Source organism: Chryseobacterium sp. JK1, assembly GCF_050632815.1.
Lineage (GTDB): Bacteria > Bacteroidota > Bacteroidia > Flavobacteriales > Weeksellaceae > Chryseobacterium.
On record NZ_JBODRU010000001.1, the window covers coordinates 541367 to 565643 of the forward strand.

The window sequence follows — 24277 nt, forward strand, 5'->3', positions numbered from 1 at the left end:
AAAGGATAACCCTTAATATTTTGAATTTCAGTATTTGCTTGATTTTCAAAATATTATGATCTTTTTATTTTTTCTAGCTGTTAAATTTTTTTAGGTGCTTTCTAAGCTTATTTTATATTCTTTGAATTGAGCCAGTCCTGATACGCTTTAGCATTAATAGCGTGTTCTTCAGCACTTGCTGTAAACTTATGATATCCCAGTCTTGCAGGGTCAGCACACATGAATATATAATTGTTATTTTCCGCATCCAAAACAGCATCCACCGAATTTTTATCTACTACGCAGATAGGTCCCGGAGGAATTCCTGCATTAGCATACGTATTATAAGGTGATGGAGTAGACAAATGCTTATAAAATACTCTTTTAATAGTTTCTTTAAAATTAGTCTGTTTATTGATTGCATAGATTACCGTAGGATCAGACTGAAGCTTCATGCCTTTTCTGTAACGGTTTAAATATAATCCTGCAATCGTTCTCATTTCATCTTTTTTTCCGCCGGATTCTTTATATACAATAGAAGCCAGTGCATAAATCTGCTCTCTTGAAAGTCCCGACTGTTTTTCTTTACTTTCTCTTTCGCTCGTCCAGAAATCATTATACTGATTTTCAAATTTTGCGAAAAACTCTCTCGGACTTACAGTCCAGAAAAAGTTGTAGGTATCAATGAAAAAATATTTTTTCAAATCTTCTACATCTTTATAGCCTTTTTCTTTTGCTACAGCATCAAGATCGTTTACAAAATGTAAAGAGTCCAGTTCTGTTTTTTTAGTCACTTTGCCAATCATCTGGTACATATCTCCAAAATCTCCGATTCTGAAAGAATTAGCAGTCTGATTTCCAGCTTTAATCATATTCACAAGGTCTTTATTTCCTTTTCCGCTCTGAATATGATAACGCCCAGCCTTAAAATTGGTATCAAGACCTTTCTCTTTAGCTACTGCTTCAAAAGATTCCCTGTCTTTGACGTAAGGAGCAATAGAATCCAGAATCTGTTTGAAACCTGCTTTATGAGGAATCAGAACATAGCCTTCTTTTTCTACGTTACTTCCTAAATATTTATTATAAAATCTCAAACCAAAAAATCCTGCCACTACAAATACAAGCAGAATGATAATGAGAATTGCTTTTTTCATTCTTAAATATGTTGATTAAAAGTTTTCTGTTTTTAAAGAAGATCTGCTTTACCTCTAAAAACTTGCTTTGCCGGACCTTCCAACCATATTTTCTGGAAAGAATCTCCGTTTTTTTCAGCATATACCTTAAGGTTTCCACCCAGGGTTTTAACTTTTACAGAGGTTAGATTATGTTTTTCAAGAAAAGTTAAAGCAGAAGCTGTAACTCCTGTTCCGCAACTGTAAGTTTCGTCCTCAACGCCTCGTTCATAGGTTCTTACGAAAATTTCATTATCGGAAATTTTTTCCACAAAGTTGACATTGATGCCTTTTTCTTTATAATTTTCAGAATTTCTGATGGCATATCCTTCATCATATACGTGATAATCTTTAAGATCCTGCACATATTTTACGTAATGAGGAGAGCCGGTATCCAGAACAAAATCACTTCCATCATGAGATACAGTATCTACGTCGATCATTTTGAGTTTGATGATTCCATTATGAATTTCAGCTTCATGTTCTCCGTCTATGGCGATAAACTTGCATTTATCTTCAAAAATATCAAGAAAAAAGGCAAAAGCTACAAGACATCTTCCTCCGTTACCACACATCGTACTTTCGCCACCGTCAGAATTATAATATACCATTTTGAAATCGTACTGAGGATCGTTTTCAAGAAGAATAAGACCATCGGCACCTATTCCGAAACGTCTGTCACAAAGTTTTTCTATTGTATTTTTGTCTTTAGGGAATTGAAGATCACGGTTGTCTACCATTACAAAATCATTCCCGGTTCCCTGATATTTATAAAATTCCATATTTTTTTGTCTAAAATGAAGCAGCAAAATTACTATATTTAAAATGAAAAACGAACAGTGTTAGCTGTTCGTTTTGTTATTTATAATCGTTTTATCTAAAGCCTCGTCCGCTGCTCTGTTGTCTGTTTGATTCAGTGCTTTGGGTGCTTGTGTTATTTCTAAAACTGCCGGAAGATTCTGATCTTGTGCTTTCAGAACTTCTGAATCCGCCACTGTTCTGAGTTCCCTGGTTGTTCTGGAAACCACTGCTTTGGTTTCTGAAGCTACCGTTGTTTTGAGATCCCTGGTTGTTCTGATAACCACTGTTCGAATTTCTGAATCCGCCACTGTTGTTGCTTCCGCTGTTTTGGTTTCTGAAACTTCCAGTGTTTTGATTGCCCTGGTTGTTCTGATAACCGCTGTTTGAATTTCTGAACCCGCCGCTGTTGTTGGGTCTGTTGCCATTATTGTTATAAGAATTTCCACTATTTCGGAAACCATTATTTTCTCTCTGTGTAGTAATGGTGTTGGATCTTCTTTCTACATATACTTTTCTTCTGGTGTTATTATAGTTGTAGTAATAATAAGGAATGCCGTTGTCATAGTAATAATTCACATTATTTCTGTAATAGTAGCCGTCATTGCCCCAATATCCACCACTTCCGTAATATCCGGAAGGTGCGTAGTAGTATCCGTTATTATAATAAGGATCTCCATAGCCACCATTGCTTCCATATCCGTCGCTATATGCTAAACAAGATGTTAAACTGGTAATAGCAAAAATACTGAGTGCTATTTTTAATAAATTTTTCATGACTTTATGTACTTTTTTTCTTTAAAACTTTTTTTCCAATTGAGGTATCCTACGATAGCCATTATAGTAAATACCAAATATTGAACCGAAGTGATTCCAAGTCCCTTAAAAATCATCATAGGGATACAAATAAGATCTCCGATAATCCAGAAAATCCAGTTCTCAATGCGCTGTTTGGCCATAAACCACATTCCAACTAAAAATATGGAAGTAGTGAAGACATCCATCCAATTGGCCCAATCCAAATGATACAGTCCGAGACTGGTTCCTTTCATTGAAAATTGATTATCTATATAAGGTTTGTAATAATAAATAAGAGTGACAAGTCCCAAGCTCAGAATGAAAAGAATCACTGCAAAAAACCATTCTCTTTTGCTGGCCCAGGTAACATCCACATGCACATGATCTTCGGAGTTTTTTGCCCAAAGAACCCAGCCATAAATACTCATCACGGAATAATAAACATTGATGAGGCAATCACCCAATAAACCAAAGTTGAACAGAATATAAACATAAATCAGTGTAGAGATGATTCCGGTAGGGTATACCCAGATATTTTTTCTGATAGAGAAATAAACACTCAGAGTTCCGAAGATTGCTCCCGAAGCTTCCAGTATAATCTGTAAAGCAGTGTAGTTTTCATAGGGCTTTACAAAAAGATCATATACATTCATGCAGTCAAAATTAAACAAAAATAAAGACTCTGAGAAATACTTTTCAACCAAGTGTTAGTCAGGTTTTTGAACCTTTAATGTAAAATAAATGACTAAAATTTGCCGATAAACGTGAGAGTTTCTAAAATTTTTATATTTTCGTAAATCCTTAATAAATAAAAAAACATGTCGAAAATTTGGGTTAAAAAGCCACTAAGTGCCTATGAGGCAGATATGAAGAAAAGTGAGCTGAAAAAAGTCCTTGGAAAATGGAGTTTAACAGCAATTGGAGTGGGCGCTATTATTGGTGGTGGAATTTTTGTTCTTACGGGAACAGGAGCCTATTATCATGCAGGTCCTGCACTTGCAATTTCCTTTATCATTGCAGGGATCGCCTGCGTTTTTGCGGCATTGTGCTATGCTGAGTTTGCATCTATTATTCCTGTAGAAGGTTCTGCCTATGCTTATGCGTACGGAACTGTAGGGGAAATTTTTGCCTGGGCCATGGGTTGGTGCCTCATTCTGGAGTATGCCATGGCGAGTATGGCAGTTTCGGTGAGCTGGTCCGGATATTTTAACAAATTTCTGAAAATCTTCAATATCCATTTGCCGGCCTATCTTACTTCTGACCCGGCGAGTTATACGGGAGACGGTTTCTCTATGAACCTGCCTGCATTTATTCTTGTTCTTTTGATTACCGCATTATTGGTAAAAGGAACTAAAGAAGCTGCAGGAGCCAATAACCTGATCGTTTTAATGAAAACGTCTGCTGTAATCTTCGTGATTATTGCAGGAATATATATTATTTTCTCTAATACAGATCTTTATAACGCTGTTGACGGAGTGAAAAACTGGAAACCTTTTATTCCTGATCAGATAAAAATTAAAAACTCTGAAGGAGATCTGGTGTCTGCTTACGGTATTAAAGGGATTATTTCAGGAGCAGCGGCCATTTTCTTTGCTTATATCGGTTTTGATGCTGTTTCTACACAAGCGGGAGAGGCCATCAATCCTAAGAAAGATGTACCTTTCGCGATTATTGCTTCATTGTTGGTATGTACTGCGCTTTATATCTGTGTATCTCTTGTTTTAACTGGGATGATGCACTATACAGATTTTAATCCTGAAGGAAAATATCCTGACGCTATTAAAGCTCCTGTAGCGTATGCATTTGAAATCGCTGGAAAACACTGGGCGAGTAATGTAGTAACCATTGCTGCTACTGTAGGATTGATTTCCGTAGTAATGGTAATGATGATGGGACAGTCAAGAATCTTCATCGGAATGTCTAAAGATGGTTTGATCCCGAAATTCTTCGGACAGCTTCACCCGAAAACTAAAACGCCTTACAAAGGAATCATCCTATTAGGAGTTGTTGTAGCATTTATTGCAGCTTTCACACCTATTTCAACACTAGCTGATATGACAAGTTTCGGAACCCTGTTCGCATTTACCCTGGTATGTATTGCCGTTTGGGTAATGAGAAAAAAGGAACCTAATTTGATCAGACCTTTCAAAGTTCCTGCTTATAAGGTTGTGGTGGCATTAGGTGTTGTAATCAACCTATATTTAATATTGAACCTAAGTGCTCATGCTTTGGAATTGTCTGCAGTATGGCTATTCTTAGGAGGATTGGTTTATTTCCTTTACGGAAAATCAAACAGTAAATTGAACAACCCTGAAAAATATCAGAACCAAGATTAATAATATAAACCGCTTCGGCGGTTTTTTTTGTCCTAATAAATAGTATATGAAAAAGATTTTCTCCGTTTTATTTCTGTCCGTAGGATTTACTGCGTTTTCTCAGCAGGTAGAAAGTTTTAAGACAATTTTTAATGATAAAATAAGTATCCGGGCTCTTGAATTGTATGACAACAAAGTCTGGTATAGCGGAACGGATTCCAAATTTGGATTTGTAGATCTGAAAGATGATAAAAACCAAAAGCAGATAAAACTATCTGAAGAAAAACTTCAGTTCAGAACATTGGCACAGAATGATGAGTCTTTTTATATGATCAATATCGAAAGCCCTTCCTATTTTTTTAAAATTGATAAAAAAGATTTAAAATCGCAGATTGTTTTTAAAGATACTGTTAAAACGGCTTTTTATGATGCGTTACATTTTGTCAATAATAAGCTGGCCTATACTTTTAGTGATGCAGATAAAGATCAGATGTTGAAGTTGGTGGTGTACAAAAATGGGAAATGGAATATATTTAATAATAATATAAAATTAAATGAAGGTGAAGCTGCTTTTGCTGCCAGTAATACCAATATTTCATCCTCTAAAAAATATCTTTGGGTTGCAACGGGAGGAAAAGCTTCAAGAATCTTAAGAATGAATCTGATCAATGAGAAGATTGAAGTTTTTAATACTCCGTTTATTCAGGGAGAATCTTCCCAGGGAATGTATTCTGTCGATTTTTATGACGATCGTTTTGGTATTGCCGTGGGAGGAGATTATACCAAACAGGACGCGAATGTCAACAATATTGCGACTACCTATGATGCTGGAGAAACCTGGCAGATCCAGGCTTCAGGACAGAATGCGGGATATATGACCTGCGTTAAAATCAAACCTGGCTCAAAAGGGAAGGAGATTATTGCTGTAGGTGACCAGTATATCAGCTATTCTTCAGATTTCGGAAAGACCTGGAAGAAAATTTCGGATGAAAAGGGTTTTTTCGTCTGTAAATGGATCGATGGAAATCACGTTGTTTTTGCAGGAAAAGATAGAATAGCGGTAATGACATTAAAATTTTAAATATCAGGAATAGAATTTATCACTATTCTGCAAAAGACTGATCATACGTATTTAGACTGATTATAAAATAGAACCTAATATAATTCATAGGCTAAAATTCATAACTAATGGTTAATTTTGTAGGATTGAATTTGATACAGTTAAATTCCATACCCTAAAATTTTAATTTTCAAAATGAACTCTTTAATAGATAAGTATAATATTCCCGGGCCGCGTTACACCTCTTATCCTACCGTTCCGTATTGGGATGAAGCAACATTTTCACCGGAAGGATGGAAGGAAAGTGTAATCAGGTCTTTTCATGAAAGTAATGCAGAGGAGGGAATTTCTATTTACATCCATTTGCCTTTCTGCGAGGCGTTGTGTACATTCTGTGCCTGCCATAAGCGTATTACAAAACAGCATAGTGTTGAAGTGCCTTATCTGGAAAGTGTTTTAAAAGAGTGGAGACTTTATCTTGAGCTTTTCAATGAAAAACCAAAATTAAAAGAATTACATCTTGGAGGCGGTACTCCTACGTTTTTCTCACCTGAAAACTTAAGAACATTGCTGGAGGGGATTTTTTCATCCGTAGATATTGCAGAACATCCTGAGTTTTCTTTTGAAGGACATCCAAATAATACAACAAGAGAACATCTTCAGACTTTATATGATCTTGGTTTCAGAAGAGTAAGCTTTGGCGTTCAGGATTATGATCCGAAAGTACAGAAAGCCATCAACAGAATTCAACCGTTCGAAAACGTTAAAAATGTGACAGAATGGGCGAAGGAAATTGGATATAGAGGAATAAGTCATGACCTTGTTTTTGGACTTCCTCATCAGACCTGGGAGGCGATGGAGCATACGATCAGAAAAACAATGGAGCTGAAGCCGGATCGATTGGCTTTTTATTCTTACGCACACGTTCCATGGGTGAAAGGAGTAGGACAGAGAGGGTTTGATGAAAATGACTTGCCAAGTGGAGAAGAAAAACGCCGTCTGTACGAAGATGGTAAAAAACTGCTTCAGGATTTAGGATATATTGAGGTGGGAATGGATCATTTCTCTTTAGAACATGATGATCTTTATCAATCTTTGATTCATAAAAAACTTCACAGAAATTTCATGGGATATACCTCAAGCAATACTCAGCTGATGGTAGGTCTTGGAATGTCAGCTATTTCAGATTCATGGTATGCTTTTGCACAGAATGTGAAAACGGTGGAGGAATATCAGAAAATGGTGGAAGAAGGACAGATTCCTGTGGTGAAAGGACATATTCTGAATCAAGAAGACTTAACAGTAAGAAGACACATCCTGAATTTGATGTGCCAGCTTGAAACCAAATTCGATGTCAACAATTCTTTCCCCGAACTTGAAAACGCATTGGATATGCTGAAAGAGATGGAAAATGACGGATTGGTGGAGATCAACGGAACTGAAGTGAAAATTACCGAAGCCGGAAGAGCATTCACAAGAAATGTTGCTATGGTTTTTGACCTGAGAATGATGAGAAATAAACCGGAAACGAGGATTTTCTCAATGACAATATAAAATAAAAGCGGTTCAGTTTTGAACCGCTTTTTTATTGATTTCTTTTTAAAAAATAATGTTTCGGTTATGCAACTGTTATTTGATGATTATTTTTTGACTATAGGATTTCAATTCCCCGGATTTTAAATTAATATAATAAACTCCCGCAGGAATTCCTGAAATATTAATTCCTTTGCCGTTAATAATTTGATTTACTTCCCGTACTTTTCTTCCTTCTGCACTGATGATTTCCAGCGTTGCTTTTTTATCTTTAATTCCATCAATAAAAATCTCTTTTGAGGCAGGATTAGGATAAACCTTAATACTCGCTAATGCATTTTCCTGGGTGCTTAAAGTACCTGTTGATATTTTAAAAATTTTTCCACTGGTTACAGCAGCTACATATAATTCTTTCTGATAATCCTGCCCAAAGGTTGAAAAATTGTTTCCACTGTAAGCAGAAGTCCATGTGATGGCATTATTAGAATCCAACACTCCGATTTGAGTAGAACAGTAATCTGCGAAGAAATATTTCCCCTGAAGTGCTGGGTATTGTGTCCCACGGTACACATAGCCTCCCGTAATGGAACATTTTCCCCCTGAATGGTCATATACCGCAACAGGGAATGTCATCGTAGCCTGTGCTGGACATCCTCCAATAATGTTGGGCGTATTTCCTTCATAGCAGCGCCAGCCATAGTTTAAACCAGCCTGTGTGATTGGCATTTTGTTGATTTCCTCTATAGCTCCTTGCCCTACATCTGCAATCATAGCATTTCCTGTAGTAAGATCAAACGAAAATTTCCATGCGTTTCGTAAGCCGTATGCCCATATCTCGTCCAAACCATCTACACCTGCTCCTGCAAAAGGATTGTCTGGAGGAATATTGTAAGGACCCGTAGCGTCTACATCGATTCTTAACATTTTTCCGAGGAATGAATTTTTGTTTTGAGCATTATTATTCGGATCATTTCCACTTCCTCCATCTCCGGTGATGATCCATAGTTTTCCGTCAGGAGCAAAATGAATGCTGCCGCCATTGTGATTGTCAAATGGTTTGGGAATGTTCAGAAGTATTTTTTCAGAATCAGGATCGGCTACGTTAGGATCTGTAGCACTTACACTGTACCGGGCAACAATAATGTTTCCAGAAGGGTTGTTGTAATACACAAAAAAATACCCGTTGGTAGAGTATTGTGGATGAAACGCCAGTCCCAAAAGACCTCTTTCGCCGCCAAAAACAATTTTCGAACCAATATTCAGGAAATTAGTCGCGTTAATAGTCCCGTTGGGTTGAATAATCTTAATAATACCGTTCTGCTGTACAACAAAAAGCCTGCTGTCATTAGCGTTCGTAATCTCTACAGGACTGGTAAGCCCCGTAACAAATTCTTCCAAATTAATGCTTTGAGAATTAACAATTAAGGAAGAAAAAATACTAATGGTAAAAAGTAGTTTTTTCATAATATCTTGATGATTAGTGTGTTGAATTGTGAATGAAAATTTTATACCAATCGGATTTTGAAAACTTCATTATGATATTATAGAAAAATTGTTGAATCTTAAATCGAAATCAGAATACCAATATATCTGAAAATAAACCATTTCTGTTGCCAAAAATTCATAAAATACAAGAAAATCATTATATTTGCCGACTTAATTTAACGTAGTTATAACAAAATGCAAGGAAAAGGACTTATTACAATTGTCGCTATTGTACTAGGGTTGATTTGCTTAAACGAGCTATTACCAACATGGTACGCCAGCAAAATTGAAAAGCAGGCAACTGCTATTGCAGGAGACAATCCGGAAAAGTATCAGAAAGAAATTGCAAAACTTTCTAAGGATACTTTGAATCTAGGATTCACAAAACTTTATTACACTAAAGCCAAAGACAAAGAAATGAAACTTGGTCTTGACTTGAAAGGAGGGATCAACGTTCTTTTGGAGATCAACCAAAGAGATCTTGTGAATGATTTAACCAATTATTCTACAAACCCCGTTCTTATCGAGGCTTTAAACAAAACGGATGAAGCACAGAAGAATTCTACAAAAGCTTACATTGATAATTTCTTTGAGCAATTCGATGTAGTAAACAAAGCTAAAGGTACCAACCTGAAGTTGGCAGATCCGGAAATCTTCGGAAATACCACTCTTACTGAGGTAAAGTACAACACACCTGATGAGCAGGTAAAAAGCATTGTTAAAAGAAAAATCGATGCATCTGTAGGAACAGCTTTTGAGGTAATCAGAACGAGAATTGACAAAATGGGTGCTGTGCAGCCAAACGTTCAGAGAGTTCCTGGTACTGCTAGAATTTCTGTAGAAATGCCTGGTATGAAGGACATCGATAAAGTGAAGAAAATGCTTCAGACTTCTGCAAAACTTCAGTTCTGGGAAGTACAGCAGGTTCCTGAAATTGCGCCTTATTTCCAGACTTTGACAACTATGGTTGCTACAAAGGGGGATTCTATGGGAGTGGCAAAGAATGTAAACTTCATGAATCTTTTACATCTTGACAAATTAAGAACAAATGGTGTTGCTAACGTAAAACTATCCGATACTGCAGCTGTAAACAAAATTTTAAACAGCAAAGTAGGTCAGTCTTTACGTCCTGCTAACATTAAATATACACAGTTTATGTGGGGTTACAAACCTGAAGCTACCGATACTGAAAGTTTAGTATTGTACGCTATCAGAGGTAACATCAACCAAAAAGCTCCGGTAGATGGTGCTGTAGAAACCGCAAACATCAGCTATGATGAGTTGAGCAGAGTGGTAGTAGATATGCAGATGGACTCTAAAGGAGCAAAAGAATGGAAAACATTAACTGAGAAAAACGTAGGTAAACCAGTTGCTGTAACGCTTGACGGTAGAGTATATACTGCCCCTAACGTTGTAAATGCTATCCCTAACGGTAGAACTCAGATCTCTGGTAACTTCTCTCAGGAAGAAGCTAAAGAATTGGTTGACGTTTTAGGAGCGGGTAAATTACCTGCAGGTGCAAAAGTAGTTCAGGCTACGGTTGTAGGTCCTTCATTAGGACAGGAATCTATTGATGCTGGTGTTCTGTCATTCGGTATCGCTTTCTTATTAATTATTGGGTATATCATTTTCTACTACGGTGGAGCTGGTGTTTATGCAGTAATTGCAATGATCATTAACTTGTTCTACATTTTCGGAATTATGGATTCCGTAGATGCTACACTTACGCTTCCTGGTATCGCGGGTATTGTACTTACAATGGCTATGGCGGTAGATACCAACGTTATTATCTATGAAAGAACCAAAGAAGAACTTTTCGCAGGAAAAAGTATTCTTGAAGCATACAAAGACGGTTTCAAACATGCATTAAATGCAATTGTTGATGGTCACTTAACGACATTATTAACAGCAGGGGTGTTATTCCTTTTCGGAACAGGACCTATCAAAGGTTTTGCATTAACATTGGGAATCGGTATCTTGATGACATTCTTTACTTCGGTATTGATTTCAAGAGTAATGATCTTCTCTAGATTAAACAAAGGAAAACACCTTTCTGTTTGGACGGGTGCTACAAAAAATCTTTTCAGAAATACTTGGATCGATTTCATTGGAAAAAGAAAATATGCTTACATCGTTTCTGGTATCTTAACAGTTGTATGTGTTGCCTCTATTGCAATCCACGGATTTAAATACGGTATCGACTTTACAGGAGGTAGAAACTATGTGGTAAGATTTGATAAGGCTGTAAATGCTGAAGATGTTGAATCTAAGCTGACAAAAGTATTCCAGACTGAAGATGGTAAAAACTCTTCTGTAGAAGCAAAAACTTTTGGTAACGACAAGCAGTTGAAAATTTCTACCGATTACCTTATCGAAGACGAATCTTTGAAAGCTGACCAAACTGTTGAGCAGAAATTATACGAAGGATTAAAATCCAGCTTACCTGGAAATATGACGATAGCTGAGTTCAAATCTGCAGATAAAGACCACGCAGGAATCATTTCTTCCGAAAAAGTGGGACCTACCGTTGCAGACGATATCAAAACTCATGGTATTCTTGCTGTAGTTGCAGCACTAGCGGGTATTTTCATCTATATCTTGGTGAGATTTAGAAAATGGCAGTTCTCTTTAGGAGCGGTTGCTGCTCTATTCCACGATGCGGTTATTATCTTAGGAGCATATTCATTGCTTCATAAATTTATGCCGTTCAACATGGAGATCAATCAGGATTTCATCGCTGCGATTCTTACAGTATTAGGATATTCAATCAACGATACGGTAATTATCTTCGACAGAATTAGAGAATATCTGAAAGAGAAAAAATCATTAACATTGGCAGGTTTATTTGATGACTCTATTTCAAGTACATTGGGTAGAACATTCAACACCTCATTTACTACGATCCTGGTTATCTTGGCAATCTTCATTTTCGGTGGAGACAACTTGAGAGGATTTATGTTTGCGATGTTAATAGGTATTGGATTCGGTACTTATTCATCCATCTTTATTGCATCAGCAATTGCTTATGACTTCCTGAAAACAGGAAAAGAAGATGAAGTACACGGAAAAACTACTTCTGATAAAGAAGTACTTGCTTCAAAGTAATACGAACTACAATAAATTAGGAAAGGCCGTTTCGAAAGAGACGGCCTTTTTTTGATCAGTCTCTAAAATTGTGAGCCCAATTCTATTATAAAATATTGTCTATTGTTTTTACATAAGGTCAATTCTCTTGAATAAAAGAATGGATTTTATTTTGAGTGGACTTTATAAACCTCACAGGTTTTTTTTAACCTATGGGTTTGGCTCATTAAAAAAGTGCAGATTCTTCTTTTCAGATTTACATTAACTCTTCATAATTTAGAATCATTATTTTTCAGATTTGATTAATTTTGCACCATCATGGAAAATTCAAAGAAAAAAGCGGCTATCGGCTTTATATTTATTACCCTACTGATTGATATTACCGGATGGGGAATTATCATTCCTGTTGTTCCTAAACTTATTGAGGAACTTATTCATGCAGACATCAGTGAAGCAGCAAAATATGGAGGTTGGTTAGGATTTGCTTATGCATTTACACAATTTATATTTTCACCGCTTGTGGGAAATCTAAGTGACAAATATGGGCGGAGACCTGTTATTTTGATTTCACTTTTTGGATTCGCTGTAGATTATATTTTCCTGGCATTGGCGCCCACAATTTGGTGGCTGTTTTTAGGAAGAATTATCGCAGGAATTACTGGGGCAAGTGTCACCACGGCCAGTGCCTATATTGCGGATATCTCTACCGATGAAGATCGTGCCAAAAACTTTGGTCTCATTGGAGCGGCATTTGGACTTGGATTCATCATAGGACCGGTTGTTGGCGGTGTTTTAGGACATTATGGCGCCCGAGTACCTTTCTATGCGGCAGCAGGGCTTTGTCTGCTCAATTTCCTTTATGGATACTTTATTCTTCCTGAAAGTTTAGATAAAGATAAAAGAAGAGAGTTTGACTGGAAACGCGCCAATCCTATTGGTTCATTCAAGTTTTTAGGAAAGCATCCGGAAATTTCAGGATTGATTGTTTCATTAATACTGATCTATATTGCAGGCCATGCCGTACAAAGTAACTGGAGTTTCTTTACCATGTACAAGTTCAACTGGACAGAAAGAATGGTAGGAATCTCATTAGGCGTTGTAGGACTATTGGTGGGCCTTGTACAGGGAGGACTTATCCGATGGACGACTCCCAGACTTGGAGAGCAGAAAAGCATCTATTACGGGCTGGCTTTCTATGCCGTAGGAATGCTTCTGTTTGCATTTGCTTCAGAAGGGTGGATGATGTTTGTATTTTTGGTACCTTATTGCCTGGGAGGAATTTGCGGCCCCGCTTTACAGTCTGTTATTACCAAAAGTGTTCCTTCCAATGAACAAGGAGAACTTCAGGGAGCATTAACAAGTTTAATGAGTGCAACTTCCATTATTGGGCCTCCCATGATGACGAATTTGTTTTACTTTTTCACTCATGATGAAGCACCGTTCAAATTTTCTGGAGCACCGTTCTTTTTAGCATTTATCTTAATGGCAATAAGTGTGGTGGTTACTTACTCTGCATTTCAGAAAAAAAGAAAGTTATAATACGATCCATTCAGGATTAAAATAAGTAAGGTTAAGGTGAATGTACATCTTAACCTTATTTTTTACCTTCCTGTTGTAATTTTATGTAAATTGTAATGAAGTTATCTTCTTAAAATTGATCATATGGATGAGCTAAAATTAAAACAATACCTGAATCGTATCCATTATTCAGGCGAAGCTAAAGCTGATTGGGAAACATTGTCTAAAATACATCAGCTGCATCCGCAATACATTCCCTTTGAAAATATAGATCCTTATACAGGTGTTGTCCCCTCTTTAGATCTGGAAAATGTTTTTAAGAAATTGGTTACCGATTGTAGAGGAGGGTATTGCTATGAGCAAAATCTTCTTTTAAGCGAAGTGTTACAATACCTGGGATTCAAAGTTAAACTACAGCTTGGAAGGGTAGTCTGGAAAAGAGATGAAAACAGCAGTGCTGCACAGACACATTTATTACTCATTGTAGATTATAACGGAGAAAAATATATTACAGACTGCGGTTTTGGTACAGTAACTCTCACTGCTCCCATTGTATTGAATGAAGAAAATCAACAGCAAACTCCCAATGGTTTATTTAAAGTCTCCAGGCATGAAGAAGTATATATCCTTTGGACGTGGAAAGAAAAATGGCTTCCTATTTACCGTTTTAGACTGGAATTTGTAGAGCCTCTCGATCTGGAAATTGCCAATTGGTATCTGTCTACACATCCGGAGTCCAATTTCAGGAAAAATCTTGTTCTTTCAAAAGTAGATGCCAATGCTCGTTATACGTATGCAGATTACACCCTGAACATACGATCCAATGATGGAATAAAAGAATCGATCTCTATAAAAAACGAGACCCAATTGTTTGAAATTCTTACCAGTACTTTCGGACTCAAAGAAAATGCAGTTGAAGCTCTGAAAAGAAACTCTGAAAATTAAAAGTGGCTGTTTCTTTATGAAATAGCCACTTCGTATTTTAAAAACTCATTCTCTATAAAATTAAGGATATAATGATTTGGTGCCATTGCTTACGATATTGCTTCCCAGTCCTGAGAATGATACCGAAAAATTACTGGAATTAAAACTTAATGAACCTGTAGGAGTGCAAAGCCCCAATGCATATTGGCACTGTCCGTAAGCTCCTGTTTTCTTTAGAATTTTACTTTCGCTTTTTGCTTTTCCTAAACTGATAGATCCCCAATCGCTTACATCAGCATTAGAAACCGTAGATCCTGAATAGTAGATCGTGATTTGATAGCCTGTTTCCCCTCTCTTAGATCCCCAAAGCCAATTGGCGGTCCACCATTGTTTATACCAGGTAGAAAGTACTTTTGAAGCTCTGTCAGCATGAGATGATTCTGTATTTCCCCGGGTATCCATCATGACCATCCCGCCAAGGATATTGTCCCAGATAATTCCGGTTTCATTATAGAAGCATACTGTTGAGAACTTTCCGTTTTTACTGTTCCAGGTAATTTCCAGTGCATTGGTGCCGGATTTTATTTCCTCAGAAACAGTTTCTTTTAATCCTTTTTGAGCCGTTGCTAAATTCTCACCGGTATACAGATCACCTATTTTTCCGATCTTAACAGAAGAAGGATCCAGAATATTTCCCATGGCAATAAACTGATCTTTATTGGAAACCAGATTTTGTGAAATTTCAATTCCTTTTGATGTAGAAATTTGGCCCATTACCTGTAATTCTGCGATTTGAAGATCGTTTTTCAGGTAGGTTTCAAGATTTTTTTTAGACTCATCCAACTGCTTTTGTACAATCTCAGGAACAACTGAAGAAGGAAGTGGAGTCATCTCTTTTCTGAGATCTGATGCTGTTATTTTTGCCTGAACTGCGTCCTGCTGAAGAATCTCACTGTCTTCACTACGACAGCTGTTAAGTGCCAATACCGAGAGTAAGGCAACAACTTTAAAAGTAGTTACTAGTTTTTTCATATTAAATTTTATTTAGGTTGTGTGTAGTAAATATACAGAATCGTTACTTAATTCTCAATATTTTGAATTAAATATTTGTTAATTTGAAATGTAATGCTTGTTAAAATAAATCAGGAAATAGGTTGAAGTGATAAAAAAATTAAAATTGATCCTCAATCTTCATTGTTATAATCTAAAACTTTACCTTTTCAGTTTTCGATTAGTCGTTTTCACTGAATAAAATTCTTAAAATTTGTTTAAATTTTTACTTTACCTCAAATAAATGTATAATCTTTCGTAATTTTACCGCATGGAATTAAGCATTGGAGAAATGGCACTCATTGCCATTGCAATCGTTGTATTATTCGGACCGGATAAACTTCCTCAGATCGCACGTGACCTAGGGGCAGGTGTTAGAAAAATGCGTGGGGCTGTAGAAGATATCAAAACGGAGATTATGAAAGAAACAGATAACCCTGTATCTGAAATTAAACGTGAAATTGAAAAGGTAAAAGATGCTGCCAAGGATTTTAATCCTATGAATGATATCCAAAAAGATATTCTGACAGAACCGGCTGCAACCAATGAACCTCCAAAACCAAAACCTTCAGAAGACGAGACTCACGAAGGACCTGTAAGCAGATAGGGTATGGAGGAACTCATTCAGGAAGATAAAAAGGTATTTCTTTACCTTAATAATTTGGGAGACTCTTCTTTCGATCAGTTCTGGATGTTGATTTCCAGTACGTGGATCTGGGTTCCCCTGTATATTATATTCCTTTATTTTTTATACAAAAATTACAAACTAAGATCTTTAGTTTTCATTCTTATATTTTTGGCACTTGGGGCAACGGTTTCAGATCAGTTGGCGAGTGTCTTCAAATATGGTGTGGCAAGGCTGAGACCCTGTCACGATCCTACACTGGAGCATCATATGAGGATTGTAAAATGTGGTGGGCAATACGGTTTTTATTCCGCACATGCCTCCAATACATTCTTTTTGGCCTCTTTTTTAAGTATTTTACTGAAAAACAAGCTAAAATGGTTTCCTTATGCTATATTTGTGTGGGCTATAGTTGTATCCTACAGCCGAATATATTTAGGAGTGCATTTTCCAATTGATATTTTGGTGGGAGCGTTTGTTGGATCTTTATTGGGAGTGTTATTTGGTGCACTCGCCAGGAAAGTGATCAACAAGCAAACTATAAACTCATGAAAAAATCTTTATTACTTGTAGCGTCTATTTGTTTCATATTCAACGCTAAAGCCCAGGACAAAAAACTGGCCGAAGAATGCTTCCAGAAGGCAGATTATAAATGTGCCGAAGAGCAATACCTCAAACTGGCAGAAAAAGAACAGATCCAGAAATTTCAATCCGAATATTACGATTATCTGGGAACTTCTCAGAGAAGGCTTGGAAAAACGGCTCTTGCTTTTAAATCCTATGAATCAGCTTTAAAGGCAAACCCAATGTCGGTTTCCGTATATGCCAATCTTGCCTCTCTGTACAGCCAGAAAGGAAATAAGGCCAAAGCATTGGAATACGTAGAAAAAGGGCTCAAAGTGAATGCCGAAACCCCTGATTTGTATCTTACACGATCCAAAATTTATGATGGCCAGGGAAAAAAAGATCTCGCTATGAAAGATCTTAACCAGATCCTGACTTTTGCACCAGACAATATTTTTGCAAAAACCGGACTTGCCAATCTCAAAAAAAATAATGGAGATCTTGAAGGAGCTTTAAAAGACTACAACAAGCTTATTGCAGAAAAACCTGAATCATTGCTGTACAACGGTCGCGGAGATGTTTACTTTAAAATGAAAAAATATAAAGAAGCTCTTACGGACATTAACAAAGCCCTATCTATCGATTCTAAATTTGCACCATCTTATGTAAGCAAAGCGTTGATCCTGTTTGAAACGGCTAAATCTAAAGAAGCCTGCGAAAATCTGGATAAAGCTGTTGCATTAGGATATGAAAAAGCTGTTTTGACAGAATATTACGCCAAATGCATAAAGAAATAATTGAGAGTTTTTAAATAATATGTTTTTACTGACGAAGTAGAACTTTTATGAAAAAATGCTCTGATCATCAATACTCATACTAAGTCACAACTTAGTATAAATGTTTTAAAACTCATAAAAATGTTGAATGTTGTTCTTGTAGAACCCGAAATACCCAATAACACCGGAAATATCGGTAGATTATGTGTAGGTACAGAATGTAGGCTGCACCTGATTCATCCATTTGGATTTGTCATTAATGATAAAAACCTGAAACGCTCCGGTTTAGATTACTGGGTTCATCTGGATGTTACAGAATATGCCAATGTTGAAGAATGGATTGAAAAAATTCCGGATATGTCACGGGTTTTTTTAATGAGTTCACACGCTGAAAAATCGTATTTAGAGACCGATTTTCAGGATGGAGACTGGCTGGTTTTCGGAAAGGAGAGTGTGGGGCTGAGTAAAGAGGTTTTAGACCGTTTTGAAAATCATCTGACTATTCCGATGTCAAAACTCATCCGAAGCTTTAATATTGCTAATTCTGTGGCTTTTGTAGTAGGAGAGGCGAAAAGACAGATCGGTTTGAAAATGTAATATATATATTTACTGCCATATTCAAAAATAATAAACGAATAATATAAAAAAGAAGCCTTCTGAAAACAGAAGGCTTCTTTAGTCATTATGATAAGGTTTTCCCTGTAAAATCTGGTCAGCCCGATACAGTTGCTCAACGATAAATAAACGGATCATCTGATGGGTGAATGTCATTTTAGATAAAGACATCTTTTCATTGGCTCTGCTGTACATTTCTTCTGAAAAACCATAAGCTCCTCCAATCAGAATATGTACTTTTTTCACAGAAGAATTCATCCAGGTATCAATTTTTTGGGAAAACTCACGGCTTGTAAACTGTTTTCCTTTTTCGTCAAGAATCACAACAAGATCATTTTTATCAATATGATTCAGAAATAATTTTGACTCTTCCTTTTTAAGAAGATCCGAAGATAAATTTTTAGCATTTTTAACATCCGGGATTTCCGTAATTTCAAAATTCCAGTGTTTGGGTAGCCGGTTGAGGTAATAGTTGATTAAAGAAGTGATTTCCTTGTCGTCTGTTTTTCCGATACAAAGTAAACTGATGCGCATTTATAAGAGGTTTCAGAATGCAAAGATAGGATTTCAAAGGGTAAAGGTCAAGTTTTGGGTGTCGGTTTATGATTTCGGGATGCGAGTTATCAGTTGTTGGTTGCTTGGTTGCTGATTGCGTGGCATGAGATGTGGATTGTTTTTCCACAACGTTATCCCTAAAACCATCCCCTTCTCAAACTCTCTAATCTCTGCCGCCTAACACCTGCCCCCTTATTGCCTCTATTTAATTTAATTCCCCTACATTTGTATTAAACAAACAAATAGATGGGTATAAAGATTCCTAATTTTATTTTGAAGATCCAAGAGTTTTTTGATAACATTCATATTCCTGTTTTAGGAATATCGCTTTGGCAGATGTTTCAGATCTATATCTCGGGGATTTTCAAAGGTAAAATAGGACGTAAAGCGGCTGCCATTTCCTGGAGCTTCACCATCAGTTTATTTCCTTTTATTTTGTTTTTGCTCTCAGTACTTCCTTATATGCCGCATTATGATAAATTGCAGTTCTACATTTTTGACGTTCTGATGCATAATGTTTTTCCTTCGAATATGGAAGGCGATGTAAGAGGATATATAGAAAACAATATCATTCCCAATATGAGGGGAATCAGTAATCTTACGATTGTTCTGGCGCTAATCTTCGCTACCAATGGTACTTTTTCCCTGATCAATGGCTTTAATGAAAATACAGAAGAGAAGCTTAGTGATGTAAAGGAATTTATTCTTTCGTTCTTTATTACAATAGGATTTATTACCATCGTCTTTTTAACACTTTTCGGAGTGTATTATGTGGAAGTCGTTATGAAGCTTTTTACTCCCGCCTACGATATTACATGGTTGGTAGACAACCTTTCCAGTATTATCGGTTTTGTGTCATTTCCGTTGTTCTATTTTATTCTTCTGACTTTATTTTATTGGTTGGGAACGGTAAAGATTACCAGATTCAGACAGGCGGTCCCCGGAGCAATTCTGACGACTGTACTGTTTTTGGTTACGACTTATATTTTCGCCATTTATGTAAAAGACATCGCTCGCTATAACGTTCTTTACGGTTCCATCGGAAGTATGATTTTACTGATGGTCTGGGTAAATGTAAACGTCTACCTTCTGTTATTCGGAAACGAACTGAATATGGCTATCCGAAAACTCAGAATAGAAAAACTTCTTTCCGACGAAATAGAGAAAGGAACCACTCAATATCATCAAATTGCAGAACCGGATTTTGACAATAATGAAGACCATCGCAGAAAATTGAGTGATCTGAAGAAAGATTAGTCTTCCTCCGGTTCCATATTTCCTTTGGAACTTATACTTAAAATCAGATATCCCAAAACAGCGGCGATAAAAGAAGCAATAAGAATAGCAAATTTAGCTTCATCCTGAATAAGAACTTCTTCTTTAAAAGACAATAATGCAATAAAGATAGACATGGTAAACCCAATTCCGGCCAGTAAACCTACGCCAATCATCTGTGTCCAGTTACTGTTTTGAGGCAAGGAGCTGAGCTTTAATTTGATAGCGATCAAAGAGAATAAGTTGATCCCGATAAGCTTACCTAATATCAAACCGCAGATAATTCCCAGACCCAACGTGCTGGTAACACCTGTTACCATATCATTGGAAAAAGTAATATTGGTATTCGTAAGGGCAAATATAGGCATGATCATAAAACTTACAGGAATATGAAGCTTATGTTCCAGTTTTTCCAAAGGAGATATTTCTACATTTGATGCATTGGTCGGAATAGAAAATGCCAGTAAAACACCTGCTATTGTTGCATGAATCCCGGAATGATGAAGAAAATACCACAAGAACATCCCCGGAATAATATACAATATAATTTTGGTGACTTTTAAAAAATTCAAAAGAAACAACAGTGCCGTAACTCCGAAAGATAATAAAAGATAAGTCCAGTGAATCTGTTCGGTGTAGAAGATCGCGATCACAAGAATTGCTCCCAGGTCATCTACAATGGCAAGAGCAGCAAGAAATATCTTGATAGAGTTTGGAATTCTCTTCCCCAGCATAGAGATGATGGCGAGTGAAAAGGCAATGTCGGTGGCCATAGGAATTCCCCATCCGTTGCTGTATTCCGTGCCAGCATTAAAAAGAGTATAAATTACAGCCGGCACAAGCATTCCGCCTACCGCTGCAAAAATAGGCAGTGAAGCATTTTTAAAAGAAGACAGTTCTCCTTCCACAAGCTCTCTCTTTATTTCAAGTCCTACCAACAGAAAAAATACAGCCATCAATCCATCATTGATCCATATGCTGACAGGATAGTTCAATCCGAAAAGATGAGTGCCAACCTGTTGATCTAAAAACCGTTGAAAACTTTCAGCGGCAGATGAATTGGCAATGAATAATGAAACGAGCACACAGAAAATAAGGATAATTCCTGAAGACTGGCTGTTGTTGAAAAATTTTTTAAAATAAAGAGATAAATTCATGTTTAAGATTGTAATCGCCTCACTCTTGAAACGCCATTAATACTTTTAAGTTTTTTGAAGGTCTCTTCAAGCTGACCTTTATTCTTTACTTCCAAGTTGATGTTTCCGGTGAAAACGCCGTTGTTGGATTCAATAGACATACTTTTCATATCCATTCCCATACTTCCACTGATGACGGTCGTAATATCGTTGATCATCCCCATTCTGTCTAATCCTTCAATCTCAATTTTTACTCTGTTTTTGAAGCTTTCAGCATTTACCCATTTGGCAGGGATGACACGATAATCATACTGTGCTCTAAGGTTAATTGCATTAGGACAGTTGTCGCTGTGTACCTTGATTCCGTCTGAAATCGTAATAAATCCGAAGATTTTGTCTCCAGGAATTACAGTGCAGCATTTTGCATAGGTATAATTCAGTTTTTCCTCATCCTTTCCGAAGACAATCATGTCAAGATTTTGCTGTTTCGGTTCTTCGAAATGAGTATTCTTCGTTGGAGATTTTCTGAATCTTGAAAGTAAATTATTGAAAACGTTTTTACTTTCTATATATTTTCTCAGACTGCTTGCATCCAGCTCATTGCTCTGGAATTTCAGGAACAGTTCCTGAGATGATTTTAAATTGAAAAACTTCTGAAGCTTATTTACTTCTTCATCATTGAAATTAATTTTCGCATGACGGAGTTTTCTCTGCAAAGTCTCTTTCCCTTCCTCTACCAACTGGTTTTTCTGAGAGTTCAGATAACTTTTTATCTTTGACTTTGCCTTTGAGGTCACCACAAATTCCAGCCAATCAGATTTGGGCTTCTGATTCTGAGAGGAAAGGATATCTACCTGATCTCCATTTTGAAGAACGTAGGAAATAGGAACCAGTTTTCCATTGATTTTTGCACCCAGACATTTCATTCCTAAATCGGAGTGAACCGAAAATGCAAAATCTAAAGCAGTTGCATTGGTCGGAAGAATCTTAATTTCTCCTTTCGGAGTAAAGACAAATACTTCTTTGGAATACAGATTCAGCTTAATATTATCTAACAGTTCAGACGTGGACAGGTTCTGTTGCTGTTCAAGAACTTCACGGATTTCTGTTACCCATTTTTCGAAATTCCTGTCATCAGAACTTTGCTTGTAGCCTTCTTTGTATTTGTAGTGTGCTGCCACCCCTTTTTCGGCAATTTCATCCATCCTTTCGGAACGAATCTGTACCTCAATCCATTTTTTATCGGGCCCCAGAACAGTTAAGTGGAGACTTTCGTAACCTGTAGAACGGGGCTGAGTGATCCAGTCACGCATTCTTGACGGATTACTGTGGTAGACATCTGTAACGATAGAATAGATTTTCCAGGCAAGAAATTTTTCATTTTTAGCATCAGATTTATAAATAATTCTGATCGCATAATTATCAAAAACTTCTTCAAAAGAAACTCCCTGCTTCAGCATTTTTCTGTAGATAGAAGAAATAGCTTTTGCACGTCCTTTGATCTTAAAATTCAATCCTTCTTCACGAAGTTTTTCAGATACTTCGGTCTTAAATTCTTCAATATATCTTTCACGGCTTTCTTTGGCCAATTCCAATTTTTCCGTGATTTCGTTGTATACTTCAGGACTGTTATATTTCAATGAAAGATCTTCCAGCTCAGATTTGATGTTATACAAACCAAGACGGTGCGCCATTGGAGCATAAATATAAACTGTTTCTGAAGCAATCTTTTTCTGCTTGTCAGGAGCCATGCTTTCCAGCGTCCTCATATTATGAAGACGGTCTGCAATCTTGATCAGGATAACTCTGAAATCCTCAGATAAGGTCAGCAAAAGTTTTCTGTAGTTTTCAGACTGTACAGAAATGTTCTGATGATTCATAATGGAAATCTTGGTGAGTCCATTCACGATGTTGGCAATCTTCTGTCCGAAGATTTTCTTGAGATCTTCGTAAGTATAATCTGAATCTTCAATTACGTCATGCAACAGTGCACAGGCGATAGACGTTGCCCCCAAACCAATCTCCGTTGCTACAATTTTGGCAACAGCAATAGGGTGGTAGATGTAGGGTTCTCCGGATTTTCTCCTTTGATCTTTATGGGCATCTAAAGCAATATCAAATGCCTTTCGGATAAGTTTGTTATTTTCCTCATCCAAAGTCCTGTATGTATTCGAAATCAGATCCTTATATCTTGCAAGGATCTCCTTGTTCTCTTGTTCTAAGTCGTAACTCATTTGTGCTAATGCCTATAATTAAACGAAAATACGAAAATTTTTGCTTTTTTCAAACATAAAAAATCCGCAGAAGGTTCTACGGATTTTTGAGTATAAGTTTTAGTGCAGGTTAGAATTTCACTTCTGAATTCATGCCATCACTGGATGTTTTGATTTTTACATCAGGGCTGTTGTGTATTTCTGCCCTGTTTCTGGCGTCTATGTACTTTTTGATGGTATCATAATTGGTTTCTTTCACATTCATTCCTTCAAATAAATAGGCTTTTAAAGCTGCATTCTGATGAAAGATATTTTTAGCATTTTCAACCTGGTCGTTATCTTTTACCGTAACACTGGCCAGATATTGAGAATTACCGGAATCATTAATGTAGATCACATAATCTGAATTGGCAAAACCTGAGTTTTCCAGATCACTTTCAAGCTTTTTGTAGTCGCTGTGGTGCTCAAATAGCCCCGCTAGTATATTTGACATAGTTAATTGGTTTAAAGTTATGATTAAAGGTAGTTATTATTTTTCTATTTTATTGTGTTTTCTGTCGGTAAAGTTTGTTAATTAACATTTCATTTATACAATAATGGGTTATTGTTTGATGATATTTATTGAACATTTGTTTAATTTTGTTAATTTGGTAAATTTGCAGTAGGGCTATTGGTCTATTCTAACCTTCGCAATTGCTCTTCTATAAAAGAATTATTTAGTACGGAGTTTATTTAACTCTAATTTTTTGTAGATAAGTTGGTATTTGGCCTTGACATCTGATTACAACAAGGGTCTTATTGG

At 36.6% G+C, this 24277-nt stretch carries 21 protein-coding genes; 11 read left to right on the plus strand and 10 right to left on the minus strand.

Going from position 1 to position 24277, the window contains the following annotated elements:
- Positions 1–107: 107 nt before the first annotated feature.
- The 4 genes from mltG to pnuC all read right to left on the minus strand — a co-directional run bounded on the left by mltG (position 108) and on the right by pnuC (position 3400).
- Positions 108–1133: an endolytic transglycosylase MltG gene (mltG, locus tag ACQ76T_RS02475; RefSeq protein WP_431341770.1), complete on the minus strand. Its 1026-nt coding sequence runs from the start codon at positions 1131–1133 to the stop codon at positions 108–110.
- A gap of 32 nt (positions 1134–1165) precedes the next feature.
- Positions 1166–1933, minus strand: a complete 768-nt coding sequence (gene dapF / locus ACQ76T_RS02480; RefSeq protein ID WP_431341771.1) for a diaminopimelate epimerase — start codon at positions 1931–1933, stop codon at positions 1166–1168.
- Positions 1934–2024: 91 nt separating this feature from the next.
- Entirely contained in the window at positions 2025–2726 is a 702-nt protein-coding gene (locus ACQ76T_RS02485; RefSeq protein ID WP_431341772.1) for a hypothetical protein, read from the minus strand.
- The gene (pnuC, locus tag ACQ76T_RS02490) at positions 2723–3400 is read right to left on the minus strand and encodes a nicotinamide riboside transporter PnuC (protein WP_431341773.1); all 678 of its coding nucleotides are present in this window, start codon (positions 3398–3400) and stop codon (positions 2723–2725) included. The genes ACQ76T_RS02485 and pnuC overlap by 4 nt, the downstream gene beginning before the upstream one ends.
- 165 nt (positions 3401–3565) lie before the next feature.
- Here pnuC and ACQ76T_RS02495 point away from each other — a divergent pair, with 165 nt between their 5' ends.
- The 3 genes from ACQ76T_RS02495 (at position 3566) to hemN (ending at position 7676) form a co-directional block, all read left to right on the plus strand.
- Positions 3566–5083 carry an amino acid permease gene (locus ACQ76T_RS02495; RefSeq protein ID WP_431341774.1) on the plus strand — a complete coding sequence of 506 codons (1518 nt, stop codon included), beginning with the start codon at positions 3566–3568 and terminating at the stop codon, positions 5081–5083.
- Positions 5084–5129: 46 nt separating this feature from the next.
- Positions 5130–6143 (plus strand): WD40/YVTN/BNR-like repeat-containing protein, encoded by a 1014-nt coding sequence (locus tag ACQ76T_RS02500; RefSeq protein WP_431341775.1) that lies wholly within the window; start codon positions 5130–5132, stop codon positions 6141–6143.
- A gap of 174 nt (positions 6144–6317) precedes the next feature.
- Positions 6318–7676: an oxygen-independent coproporphyrinogen III oxidase gene (gene hemN, locus ACQ76T_RS02505; protein WP_431341776.1), complete on the plus strand. Its 1359-nt coding sequence runs from the start codon at positions 6318–6320 to the stop codon at positions 7674–7676.
- A gap of 75 nt (positions 7677–7751) precedes the next feature.
- On the opposite strand, the gene ACQ76T_RS02510 is transcribed toward hemN, so the two are convergent.
- The gene (locus ACQ76T_RS02510; protein WP_431341777.1) at positions 7752–9119 is read right to left on the minus strand and encodes a PQQ-dependent sugar dehydrogenase; all 1368 of its coding nucleotides are present in this window, start codon (positions 9117–9119) and stop codon (positions 7752–7754) included.
- A gap of 216 nt (positions 9120–9335) precedes the next feature.
- Here ACQ76T_RS02510 and secD point away from each other — a divergent pair, with 216 nt between their 5' ends.
- The 3 genes from secD (at position 9336) to ACQ76T_RS02525 (ending at position 14687) form a co-directional block, all read left to right on the plus strand.
- Complete coding sequence (gene secD / locus ACQ76T_RS02515) at positions 9336–12245, plus strand: protein translocase subunit SecD (RefSeq protein ID WP_431341778.1); 2910 nt, start codon at positions 9336–9338, stop codon at positions 12243–12245.
- Between the two features lie 297 nt (positions 12246–12542).
- A complete protein-coding gene (locus tag ACQ76T_RS02520; RefSeq protein WP_431341779.1) occupies positions 12543–13763 on the plus strand; it encodes a TCR/Tet family MFS transporter in 1221 nt (406 codons plus the stop codon).
- A 123-nt stretch (positions 13764–13886) separates the two neighbouring features.
- Entirely contained in the window at positions 13887–14687 is an 801-nt protein-coding gene (locus ACQ76T_RS02525) for an arylamine N-acetyltransferase family protein (RefSeq protein ID WP_431341780.1), read from the plus strand.
- Positions 14688–14747: 60 nt separating this feature from the next.
- Here ACQ76T_RS02525 and ACQ76T_RS02530 read toward each other — a convergent pair whose 3' ends face one another.
- Positions 14748–15698 carry a hypothetical protein gene (locus tag ACQ76T_RS02530; protein WP_431341781.1) on the minus strand — a complete coding sequence of 317 codons (951 nt, stop codon included), beginning with the start codon at positions 15696–15698 and terminating at the stop codon, positions 14748–14750.
- Positions 15699–15987: 289 nt separating this feature from the next.
- On the opposite strand from ACQ76T_RS02530, the gene ACQ76T_RS02535 reads away from it, so the two are divergent.
- From ACQ76T_RS02535 to ACQ76T_RS02550, 4 genes are all read left to right on the plus strand, one after another.
- Positions 15988–16323: a Sec-independent protein translocase subunit TatA/TatB gene (locus tag ACQ76T_RS02535; RefSeq protein WP_431341782.1), complete on the plus strand. Its 336-nt coding sequence runs from the start codon at positions 15988–15990 to the stop codon at positions 16321–16323.
- Between the two features lie 3 nt (positions 16324–16326).
- Positions 16327–16893 (plus strand): phosphatase PAP2 family protein, encoded by a 567-nt coding sequence (locus ACQ76T_RS02540; RefSeq protein WP_431341783.1) that lies wholly within the window; start codon positions 16327–16329, stop codon positions 16891–16893.
- On the plus strand, positions 16890–17702 hold the full coding sequence (locus ACQ76T_RS02545; protein WP_431341784.1) for a tetratricopeptide repeat protein: 813 nt from the start codon (positions 16890–16892) through the stop codon (positions 17700–17702). The genes ACQ76T_RS02540 and ACQ76T_RS02545 overlap by 4 nt, the downstream gene beginning before the upstream one ends.
- A 120-nt stretch (positions 17703–17822) precedes the next feature.
- Complete coding sequence (locus ACQ76T_RS02550) at positions 17823–18278, plus strand: tRNA (cytidine(34)-2'-O)-methyltransferase (protein ID WP_431341785.1); 456 nt, start codon at positions 17823–17825, stop codon at positions 18276–18278.
- Positions 18279–18356: 78 nt separating this feature from the next.
- Here ACQ76T_RS02550 and ACQ76T_RS02555 read toward each other — a convergent pair whose 3' ends face one another.
- Complete coding sequence (locus ACQ76T_RS02555; protein WP_422691686.1) at positions 18357–18830, minus strand: 23S rRNA (pseudouridine(1915)-N(3))-methyltransferase RlmH; 474 nt, start codon at positions 18828–18830, stop codon at positions 18357–18359.
- A 267-nt stretch (positions 18831–19097) separates the two neighbouring features.
- Here ACQ76T_RS02555 and ACQ76T_RS02560 point away from each other — a divergent pair, with 267 nt between their 5' ends.
- Entirely contained in the window at positions 19098–20108 is a 1011-nt protein-coding gene (locus tag ACQ76T_RS02560) for a YihY/virulence factor BrkB family protein (RefSeq protein WP_431341786.1), read from the plus strand.
- Here the strand turns inward: ACQ76T_RS02560 and nhaA are convergent.
- The 3 genes from nhaA to ACQ76T_RS02575 all read right to left on the minus strand — a co-directional run bounded on the left by nhaA (position 20105) and on the right by ACQ76T_RS02575 (position 23968).
- Positions 20105–21283, minus strand: coding sequence for a Na+/H+ antiporter NhaA (gene nhaA / locus ACQ76T_RS02565; RefSeq protein ID WP_431341787.1), 1179 nt, complete (start codon positions 21281–21283; stop codon positions 20105–20107). The two genes, ACQ76T_RS02560 and nhaA, sit on opposite strands and share 4 nt — an antisense overlap.
- Before the next feature lie 2 nt (positions 21284–21285).
- A complete protein-coding gene (locus tag ACQ76T_RS02570; protein ID WP_431341788.1) occupies positions 21286–23496 on the minus strand; it encodes a RelA/SpoT family protein in 2211 nt (736 codons plus the stop codon).
- Positions 23497–23605: 109 nt separating this feature from the next.
- The gene (locus ACQ76T_RS02575; protein ID WP_431341789.1) at positions 23606–23968 is read right to left on the minus strand and encodes a hypothetical protein; all 363 of its coding nucleotides are present in this window, start codon (positions 23966–23968) and stop codon (positions 23606–23608) included.
- Between the last annotated feature and the right edge of the window lie 309 nt (positions 23969–24277).